This window comes from Roseovarius sp. (genome assembly GCF_040219995.1).
GTDB lineage: Bacteria > Pseudomonadota > Alphaproteobacteria > Rhodobacterales > Rhodobacteraceae > Roseovarius.
The window spans coordinates 1-10,115 of sequence record NZ_JAVJUC010000010.1; the positions used below are offsets into that span (position 1 = coordinate 1).

7 protein-coding genes are annotated in these 10,115 nt (G+C 62.4%); all 7 read right to left on the bottom strand.

Annotated features, from left to right (window positions below; genetic code table 11):
* Positions 1 to 247: 247 nt before the first annotated feature.
* Complete coding sequence (mcrC, locus tag RID11_RS02225; protein WP_350135616.1) at positions 248 to 1,327, bottom strand: 5-methylcytosine-specific restriction endonuclease system specificity protein McrC; 1,080 nt, start codon at positions 1,325 to 1,327, stop codon at positions 248 to 250.
* A complete protein-coding gene (locus RID11_RS02230; RefSeq protein ID WP_350135618.1) occupies positions 1,327 to 3,129 on the bottom strand; it encodes an AAA family ATPase in 1,803 nt (600 codons plus the stop codon). The genes mcrC and RID11_RS02230 overlap by 1 nt, the downstream gene beginning before the upstream one ends.
* Before the next feature lie 229 nt (positions 3,130 to 3,358).
* Positions 3,359 to 4,774, bottom strand: a complete 1,416-nt coding sequence (locus RID11_RS02235) for a DUF6880 family protein (RefSeq protein WP_350135620.1) — start codon at positions 4,772 to 4,774, stop codon at positions 3,359 to 3,361.
* A 72-nt stretch (positions 4,775 to 4,846) separates the two neighbouring features.
* Positions 4,847 to 6,757: a type IV secretory system conjugative DNA transfer family protein gene (locus tag RID11_RS02240; RefSeq protein ID WP_350135622.1), complete on the bottom strand. Its 1,911-nt coding sequence runs from the start codon at positions 6,755 to 6,757 to the stop codon at positions 4,847 to 4,849.
* A gap of 14 nt (positions 6,758 to 6,771) precedes the next feature.
* Complete coding sequence (locus tag RID11_RS02245; protein ID WP_350135624.1) at positions 6,772 to 8,688, bottom strand: relaxase/mobilization nuclease domain-containing protein; 1,917 nt, start codon at positions 8,686 to 8,688, stop codon at positions 6,772 to 6,774.
* Entirely contained in the window at positions 8,681 to 9,301 is a 621-nt protein-coding gene (locus RID11_RS02250) for a helix-turn-helix domain-containing protein (protein WP_350135626.1), read from the bottom strand. The genes RID11_RS02245 and RID11_RS02250 overlap by 8 nt, the downstream gene beginning before the upstream one ends.
* Before the next feature lie 525 nt (positions 9,302 to 9,826).
* On the bottom strand, positions 9,827 to 10,115 hold a 289-nt coding region (locus tag RID11_RS02255; protein WP_350135628.1), incomplete at its 5' end, for a hypothetical protein.

A 10,115-nucleotide genomic window follows, 5' to 3' on the forward strand; every position in this document is an offset into this window, starting at 1 on the left:
CGGACACTGTTGCGCGATGCACCGGCGATGCTGCCCCAGAATGCGCGGTGATCGATGCGTTACTCGATGCTTAGTCCACCCTGAAGAAGAGGGGGCAACGGACCTTCGTGAACGGCGCAGCGAAAGCCCGAAAAGTCCGCACTGCTGACCTTGAAGCCCTGAACGATGCTGCAGGTGCCACGAAGGTCAGGTATGGGGAAGCCGCACTGCGGCGATGTCCACGCTGGCGAACGGCTGCTCAGGGCCGTCAAATTCCGATCCGCGCTTGCGCAGTAGCAGTCTTGTGCAGTTGCGAAGCAAACTCTGTTGTGGGCGCGGTCAGGTCTATCGTTCTAAACGAAATAGGGTGTCCTTGAATAACCAGGGTTTCGTCAACGCTGCCGCCAACTTGCGGATGGAGCAGAATTCCTTCCGAGGTCAGACTGGGAGGCTGCTCCATGTGTTCCTGTGTACGCAAATATGCATACATCTGGTATAGATACCCGCTTCGCAAGATTTCGTCCCTGTGGTTCGATCTGGTCAGAATTCGGATGAACTTGGTGTCGATGACCACGTGACGTTCGGTTTCGGGATGGGTCAGTTCGATGTCGGTCTGCATGCCAGGAAGGATCGCGGACAGGCCTGGGGTTGTGCCGGACACAGGCCAAGCGAGGCGTCGCCCCTGGGCAATGGACCACCCCTCTGGCTTCAGGGCTATACGGAGCGCATTGCCGATGGCGCGTTCGAAGAGACGGCGGATCAGGTGCTCGGTCGTCTCATCACCGGGCTGTAGCGAGGCCCCTTTGGTTTCGGTCGGTATCGTCCCATCGAAGACCATCCGGGCAAGTGCCACCATCATTCTGTCCGCATTCTCGTTCCTGCCTATCTGGTCGGTCGCCAGTTCGGCGCGAGAGGGCCTGCGCGCCGAGACGCCCGCGCGCGCGAAATCCGCCGCGAGGCTGCGACAACGATGTCCGGTCTCCCGGGCGGAGACTCGGGCAGAGAGACGTTCAAGCGCAGCGCGAACCAGCCTGTTTCGCGGCGTGTCCATGACATGCTCTTCGAACCGGCAGGCGATCTGACCGCGCTCCATGAGCTGGCCCGCCTCTGTCGCCAGCATGTCGATGCGACCGCGTACACGCGGCAGAACTGCTGTCCGCGCCTGGTAGCCACGGCTCAGGTTGCGGTGAAGTCGATCTTCGACCACGTGGGCCATCAGGCGGCCGATGAGATCCGGCAAGTCCTGGGCCTGCTCGACATCGCGCTCGAATCGACCCTGGAGTTGAACGAGATCCGCGGCATAGAGAAACAAGATCCAGATGTTGCGAAGCGGAATCTCGGAGGCCATCAGAGCCCGTCGCGCAGCCGCGCCTTTGCTTCGGCAGCCCTCTCGGGCGCATCAAACCAGTATTCGTCGAGCAGCGGTCCGATCTCCGTTTCTATCACGTCGTTGAACCAGCCCTTCGGATCGGCCAGCGGCTCGGTTGGCGTGATGTAGGAGTGGCCGACGCGGAACTGCTGACCTAGAGTCCTGTCGCCGGATATCTCGTCGTTCAGCGCCGTCATGCGCGCCCGGATCAGATCCACCATGTCGCTGTCGAGCCCGCGATCCGCGCACCATGCGGCCCAGGAATCGTTCAGCATGGGCTCGAGCGAGATGAAGGCGAAGCGCCGCCGAAGCGCCAGATCTACGAGTGCCAGCGAGCGGTCGGCCACGTTCATCGTACCGATGATGTAGAGATTGTCCGGGACATGCACGCGCTCGCCTGGCTGTTTTCGGTAGGCGAGCTCGATCGCGTCAGCGCGGCTGCGCTTGGTGTTCTCGAGTAGTGTCAGCATCTCGCCGAAGACCTGAGCCGGGTTGCCGCGATTGATCTCCTCGATGATGAGTAAATGCGCGATGTCGGGCTGGGCGCGGGCGGCCTCCACCACCTGCAGGAACACACCGTCGGTGATCACAAGACCCGCTGAGCTGGGCCGATAGCCTCGCACGAAATCCTCGTAAGAGAGCGACGGATGGAACTGGACCGAGCGCAGTTGCTCGGGCTTCGGCGTGCGTCGCCCGATCAGCGCCTTTGCCAGGCGCTTCGCGAGCCAAGTTTTGCCGGTGCCTGGCGCACCCTGAAGGATCAGGTTCTTCTTATCCTCCAAGCGTGCAATCAGTTTCGCGAGCGCGCCACGCGACAAGAACCCGCCCTCGGCAATGATGTCGTCGATGCCATAGGGCTCGATCGGAGGCGCATCTGTCTCGCCGTCCGCCTGCTCCTCCTCCTCGATCAGGGTGAGGGGTTCGAGGTCCTCGGCGTACTTTTCGGCCCAGTAGGGATGCGCCAGGAACCGTGCCAGGTCCTGGTTTTCTCCGTCGAAGGCGAATGCCACCAGTTGCCTCGCCATGTCGTCGTCCTCAAAGCGCGCCCTGGCGACAGTCGTGCGGTAGGTATAAAAGAACCACTCGCGTGGCGGGTCGACTTCTTCCCAGGCGACATCGACAGTCTTCCCGTCCCCCGGATTGCCAGTAATCGTGCCAATCGCCTTGATGCGCATGGCGCTGACCGGTCGCCCTCGGTTCTCGAACGGCACATCGTTCTTGCGCGTGTAAGTCGCCTTGATCGCGATCCGGTCGCCCTGCTTCATCTGTTTCACGAGATGTGAGAACTTGTCGTCATAGCCATTCTGCCAGATGCCTTCACCAAGGAAGCGTGGGGTCTGGTCGCCTTCGTCCCATGCTGCACCGACGAACCAGTAGTTGATGCCTTCCGGGACGATATCGCCTTCCGGTGCCTGGTCTTCGTCTTCATCAGCCTTGAGTGCTGCATGCTCTTGTCTGAAGATCTCGACGGCGAGGTCATCCGTCATTTCGATGGAACCACCCGCATCGGTCAGGGCCCAAATGCCGCGCTTCGGGGAATAGAGGTAGCCGGCCTTAACAAGGTAGAACCGTGCCCAGGCAACCCGATTGTTGAACTTCGGCTGCCCGTTTTTGTTGGTCTGGTTCAGGAAGTCGTCCGGTACTTCATGTCGCTGCGCGATTTCTTGGAAGACCTGTTTCGGGCGCGCCCGCCCCCCAAGATCGCGCAAGACCTCAAGGACCGGCGCGAAGTAGCTGACGAACTGCGGAACGCCTTCAATTTTCTGCTCGAAAAGTTTCACACCTGTCCCCGGGTTTTTCAGGAAATTCCGACCAGTACACCCGATGGCTGAGATCTTTGCAATTGGGTCGGGACTTCGGGTTTCCTCGATTACCTACTGCTGACCTTCGCGTATCCAATTTTTCTGCGCGATGTCACGAAAGGCCGGTTCGGGGAACTGCGTTGCAGCGATGACCGTCCTGGCGAATGTCGGCTGTGGGCCGGCTTTACGTTTTTGCTCCTTGTCGAAGTCAGCCTTCCCCGGCTTGCCGCCAGAACCCGGATTTGCGCGGATGATCCGCCTTCAATGCGGCGAGGTAGGTCTCGTGATCTGGCATTTCGGTCGGTCGGTTGACATTGGCGGCGTCGGCCAGCCATGTCAGTTTCGCGAGGTATTTCGCGCCGTGGCCGTAGGCTTTGGAACGCGCCTTGATTAGGATGTCGTCAAGCAAGGCGCGGTAGAGGATTGTGGCCGCGAGCGGGTGATCGTGTTCGAGCAGGGATGCGATTTTGGGCAAGGTATGCCAGTCGCCGCCGTTCCAGTGTTGGCGGTTGCTGACAATCAGGTCGGCGGCGCGATCGAGCCGCTGCCAGTCAAGAAAAAACTGTAGCGCACTTTCGGGACTGGCGTGTTGGCGCGCAATCGCAAAAGCTCGGTCCTCAACTTCCATGTCGTCAAAATCAGGAAGGCCTTTCAGGTAGTTGCGCAGGATGTCCGCCGAAAGCCCGGCTTCGAAACACCGCCACCGTAGAGCCTGTGCCTCTAGTCGGTCACCCGTGGTCTCAAGGATTCGCGCCTCCAAAGCAATCCGCAGGGGCGACAGGTCGTCATCTTCGCCAAAGCTGCGCCGCCCCGGTTTGCGCACCCACTCCAGCGCCTCTGCCGCGCGCCCGGCGCCATGCAACGCTTCGGCAATCCCCAGCGTGTCCTGCATATGCGGCTTCTTTGCTGCCTCCAACGCGATCAGCAGGTCCAGATCGCCGCGCGCCAAGGCAATAGTCTGTCGCATTTCCGCCCATTGCGTAGTCATGGAATAAAGCCAACCGTCAGATTGCTGCGCCGCTTCCTCGGCCCTTCTCTCGGCGATAGCCCCGGTCAACTCGGCGTCCCATCGGGCAAGTGTGTCTTGCGGCAAGTGCGGTGCCACTGCATTGGTCACATCGGTCAGGTAACCATGGGTGGTTTCGCCAAGCGCGGCCATGATCTTGTCCGGCAATGAGTCAGCCTCTTCCGTCGGCAGGTTCTGCGCGAGGACGCCGATGTCGTGGATCGACCCATAATATACGTCCTGGACCCGGCCCGAGGAATCGTCCACCCGTTCGAACACCTGCCCATGGGTCGCGACAAAGCGCAGAAGCCGGTCGATGGCCAACGCGGGGGATGCAGACCCCAGTTCCGACGTGATGGTGTCCGTCAGGCTGCGCAGATCGTCAGCAAAGGCTCGCGCCTTCTCCCAGTCGACGAAACTCTTCGCCCGGACCAGCCCAGACAGACGCCGGTCGATCAGCTTGGCAATCGCCTCCGGTCCGTCTTTTCCTGCTAGCGCCGTCTTGACCTGCCGCCGGAACCCAGCATTTCGCTCGGCCTCCACCAGCACCAACCGGGCGAGTGTACCGGCACCGAGGTCCTTCAGCTTGTCGATCGAAAGCGCGGGTTTTCGGGCCATGGTGTGACTACCGGTGGAATGGAATTCGTATCCGTAAATGCCGTTCTTGCTGGTCGGTGGCAAGGTGTTGATCTATCCCAACAACTCCTCGATAAAATCCTCCTGCCGATCAAGCGCGGCTTCCCATTCCTTCGGCACAGCCGCTTCCCGCTCGAGCGTCTCGGGCTCAGGCTGTCCACGCCCGGCCTCCATCGTCCTCAAGCTCATCGCGCGCGCTTCGCGGCGCTGCGAGCGGTCCCGGACTGGCGCGCGTTCGGCTGGTTTCGCCTGCTCGTCTGCGCCGGCCTCATCATCACCCTCGCCGCCCCAAGGCCCCACACCTTGTACGCTCGGCGGATAAGGGAAGGGCTTGCCCTCCTGGCGGGCCAACATGGCCTTGAAGAACGGATCGTCGAAATACTTGATCCGGCTCGCCTTGATCGGGTGCTGGGGCGAGGCGAGGATAATGACCTCGTCGGGGTCCATCAGGCGCGCTTCGGTCTCAGAAAGCAGCGGCCGCTCTTCCAGCCGCGCTGAGGTCGAAGTCGCCCCGAGGAAGCCCTTGTTGCGTCCATACATTCGAGTCACCGCCTCGCGGGTGGTGCTGCCGACCGCGGCGGAAACCTCCTTCACGGTGCGCTGGTCACGCGGGGTGATGTAGAGCTTCAGCCCTGCCCCGTTCTCGAGGCTTTCGCGGCCTTCGGGCCCGTAGATCCGGTCGAGCGAAGCCAGCGACTGCGCGATCATTGCGACGCGGCCGCCGTAACTTGCCAGCGAATGGATCGCCCGTTCGAGATAGGGCATCGCCCCCATCTGCTGGAACTCGTCGATCATCATCATGACTGGCCAAGGTTCGTCCGGACCCGGTTCGTTGAGCCGAATCGAGGCGATGAGATCGGCGAACATTAAGCGCAGAAGCGGCGCCAGCGTCGCGATATGATCCTCGGAGACCGCGATATAGAGCGACTGCGGAGTCTTGCGGAATGTCGAGAAATCGAAGTCGCTCGCCTCGGTGGCCGAGCGCACCGCCGGGTTGTCCCATTGCTTGAGACCGGCCGTCATCAGCGCCTGAATGTTCGAGGTCAGCAGCCGCGACGAGGCTGAGGCCGCATTGGTCCAGAGCTCGCGCAGGATGTCTTCCTCGGCCTCGTCGGCATAGGTCTTGTACTGGGCGTTCTTGTATTCGCCCCCGGCGACGATCTTGTTTACCTCGCCGAGGTTCGGCGTGCCGCGCTGGATCGCCAGCAGGCAGGCCGCGACAAAGATCGACTTGCCAGCCTCGGAGAAGGTGTCGAGGGTCTTGTTGTCCTTGTCGAGGAAGAGGTCGGCCAGGATCGAGACCTCGGTGAAACGCTGCGCGAATGTCGGGGCCTTGGCGATCCGCGCCAGCGGGTTGTAGCGATGCGTTGCGTTGGCCCAGTCGAAGGGGCTGAAGCGATAGACCTCGTCGCCGTTCAGTGCGCGAAGCCGTGCGGTCTTCTCGAAGTTCTCGCCCTTCACGTCCAGCACCACGACCGAGCCCGCGAAACTCAGGAGGTTGGGGATCACGAAGCCCACCCCCTTACCGGCCCGCGTGGGCGCGACCATCATCACATGCGGGATCGTGGTCGAGGAGATGAACTCAGCTTTGGACGTCGGGGCTCCGAGCTTGCCGCAGACGAATCCCTTGCCCGGGGCCTGCAGCATGTCGTTCTTCTTTAGCTCCGCCATTGTCTGCCAGTGCGCCGAGCCGTAATCGTCCCGCTCCTTCTTCCAGGTCCAGGCAAGCGCCAGGGCGCCGAGGCCGATGGCCCCGAAGCCGACAGCGCCAAACCCCACTTTAAAGGCCTCGGGGTGCGCCGCGCGGGTGCCGGCGCTGGCCTTCCAAAGCGCCAGCATGTCAAAACTCTGAAACCCGGTTTTCAGAGCCAGGGTCAGGTAGAAGGCGGCGACGATGGTGCCGATGACGGCGCCGCAGATCACACCGAAGAGGAGCGCGGCCCACAGGGGAAGTGTCTTGGTCATGCTGCTCATCCCCCTCAGAATTCCATCTCGTCATCGAGACCGCGGTCCCGACCCAGTTCCTGCGACTCCTGCTGGCCGCGCAGTCGTGCCACCTCGGTCGCCTTGTCCTGCTGCAACCCGGCGGCGCGGTCGGTAAAGACCTGGTCGCCCGTTTCCTCAAACGTCATCTCAAGGAACTCCTGCGTGACCGTGATCTGATCGAGCTTGCTCGGCAGGGCCGCACCCAGCACTTCGTAGTTGCCACGGCGTAGCTCGGCCAAACCTTCCTCGCCCAGTTCCTTGAAGAGTTCGGATTGCAGGGTCCGCTCGATGGTCTCTTCCTGTTCCTCGGTGAGCTTGCCATCGCGCAACATGTCGGCGAGGTCCTGCAGGTAGGGATTTGGCGTCCGGTCGTCCTCGTCGATGAGCGGCAGCGTCGCCTCTTCCTCATCGGCAAGGGTTCGGCCAATCTCGACGCCCAGTTCTTTCGCGCGCTCCATCAGCGCGTCCATCACGCCGTCGACCTTCTCGAGCGCGGCGTCGAGTTGGTCGTCACTCGCGGTCTCCACGCTGAGACCATCCTTCGCCAGCACCGCGTTCATGTCCCGCTCGACCCAGTCCTGCGCCATGCCGTAGTTCCGCGTACCGCCCGCCGCGATACGGGCCACCAGCTCCTCGCTGTCCATCCCGACCTCCTCTGCGCTCTCGAGCACATCGCGCAGCCCCTCATCATTGCCGGACTTCAGCGCGGCGATCAGCACTTCGCTGCCCGCCCCCGGCGGATAGGGTTCTTCGAGCTGCTTGCCAAAGCGCGCGCGCAGCTCCGGGTCAGGCACCATCTGCGAGAGGTCCGCGATGATCGGCGCGGCTTTGGCCTCGAACGCGGCGCGCTCGGCCGGGTCCAGTTCTTCGGCCTTGAGCCTGAGCGCCTCGATCGTGCGCTCGGAATAGTCGATCGCGTCACCGACGGTTTTGATGTCCTTCATATCTATCTCTCCTTCGGTGAAGTTCCACGGCGTGCCGGAGCCGAGCCCGTCCGCCATGCCGCGCACGGCGCGCGCCATGTGGCGCTGGTCCATCCGGTCCAGCAGGTCGGCGAGGTTCTTGTAGTCCTTGGCGAAGCCCACCACCTGCGCCTGCGCGATGGCTGACTCTTGCGCCGTCATGACGATCTCGCGCGGCAGACGGGCCTCTTCCTTGGCGCGGTAAATCTCCTCGATCCCGGCGGGCTTCTCGAAGATGCCGCGCTCAAGCCGGGTGGTGGCATCAAGCATCACGCCATAGCGTTCCGCGATCTCAGCCTGCTTCTCGCGCATGAGCTGCGGCGACATCACGCCCTCGGCCCAGCAGGAAAACCAGGTGCCCTTCTCGACGCCGCGATTGTTCAGGATGATGTGCGCGTGCTTGTGCGCCCGGTCGTCATGGACAGCGAGAACATAGTCCCACTGATCGCCATATTCGCCGCTCTCGAAGAAATGCTCCGTCCAGTCCATCGCGATGTCGCGCACCTGGTCGACCGTCACGTCGGTCGGGAACGAGAGCAGCATGTGCGAGGTGAACCCGAGCTTGGTCGAGCCGCGCCAGGTCCCGGCCCAATCCTCGATGATGTCTTCTTTCTGCTCCTCGGAAAGCACCGCCGCATCGGTCAGCGCGTTGGTCATCGTCGAGTAGGTGTAGACCGCCTTGTCATTGATGTAGGAGATCTGCGCCCCGAGCGAAGCACGCGTCTTGCAGCCCCCGGCCCGGATCCGTTTGAAGACCGCCGCCCGGCTCTGACCCGAGGCCGCCTTCAGCGCGATGCGCGCCGACATCGAGCCGACGCGCGCGAAACTCCGCCCCTGCCGACGCCCCGCCAGCCGCGCATCAATCCGCGCCGCGGCCTGACCTCGGATGCGCTCATCCTCCCAGAGCCGCCCCATGACCGAGGTGTAGAGGGCGAGCGGATCAGCCATTGCGCACCAGCCTCAGACCGCCGCCGGTCGCGGGCGAACTGTCCTCCAGAACCGCGCTCTCCGCCCCCTGCCCTTCTTCCTCTTGCGGCCACCCCTGATGACGCAGTGCCTGCGCCGCATCCTTCATCCGGCCCATCTCTCGGCTCATCGACCGCGCCAGATCAAGGAGCTCGATCAGCACCGCCCTATCTGTTTCCGAGACCTCCAGCCGACCGCGATGCACTGCCTTGGCAAGCACCAGTCCTGCGTCGCTCACATCCTTCGCCTGACGCCACGCGGCGCAGAATTCCGCGACCAGATCACGCGGCACATCGAGGAACCCGCACCGTCCACGCAGCACCGCATTCAGCGCCTGAGACCGATTGGCATAACCCCGCGCGCGCCACTCCGCGTCGAAGGCGTCCAGCTCGGATCGGCTTGCCCGGAAGGCCACCGTCTCGCTCGGATCGCGCACTGCGATCCCCTCGCCCGCCTCCTCTTTCGCGAGCCGGTTCACATGACGCGGAGAGATGCCGAACGCCGCCGCCAGCTCCTTTGCACTTTCGCCCGCCGCAAAGCGCCGCGCTACTTCGATGCGCTCTTCAAACTTCAGGTTTTTCGCTGGCCTCGGCACTAGGACGTTCTCCCGCTTCAAAGAAATGGATGCATGTGCAGTCGCGCTCGAGGCAGCGATTGTTCGCAATCGCGTTCGCGTGCGGCGGAGCATTCAGCTTTGCGGGAAACGCCCATCACAGACCCCTCGGACAAAATGTGCAAACATTGGCCATATCCTGCCAACGTCTTCCTTCTCTCCTTCGCTTATACTTCAATAATTCACATTGCACAATATTATGTTTTGCATGTTGTGTCTTTTTGCTGGCATTGGACGCCGTCAAGACCCCGCTGCGCAGCGCAACATAGAACGGGTTCCTCCCTCATCGATGCAGGACAGCCAGGTCGAAAAAGCTCCCGAAATTTGCGCCCAAACAGCACGCAACGACGAACAGTCCAAGCGCCCGAGCCGGTCACGGATCGGGCGCCAGGAACACGAAAACGGCCCCCCGGGATGGCGCGGATCACTCCCTCTGGGGGCGGCACGATACTTCAAAGAAACAGCATCAGACCCCTGCGGATCCGAAGACCCGCAGGGGTATCTGGGTCAGTGACCCAGTCCCAGAGTGCGCAGATCATCGTAGCGGCTGCGGGCGATCAGCGCCTCGGTCTCGAGGCTGTCGAGGGTCTCAGGATGGGCGTCTTCATCAAAGGCGGTGAGGTAAGCCTCGAAGGCCATGTCGGCTTGCAGTTCTGCGAGGTCGATGGATTGTTCGAGTGTCATGATGTGATCCTTTCCGTTGATCGTCGTTGGACGGATCGTGGAAAAGACCGGGGGCATGAGAGCGGGCTGCACCCGGCACGGGGCGGAATGAAATGGAGCACGCCGGGGGCAG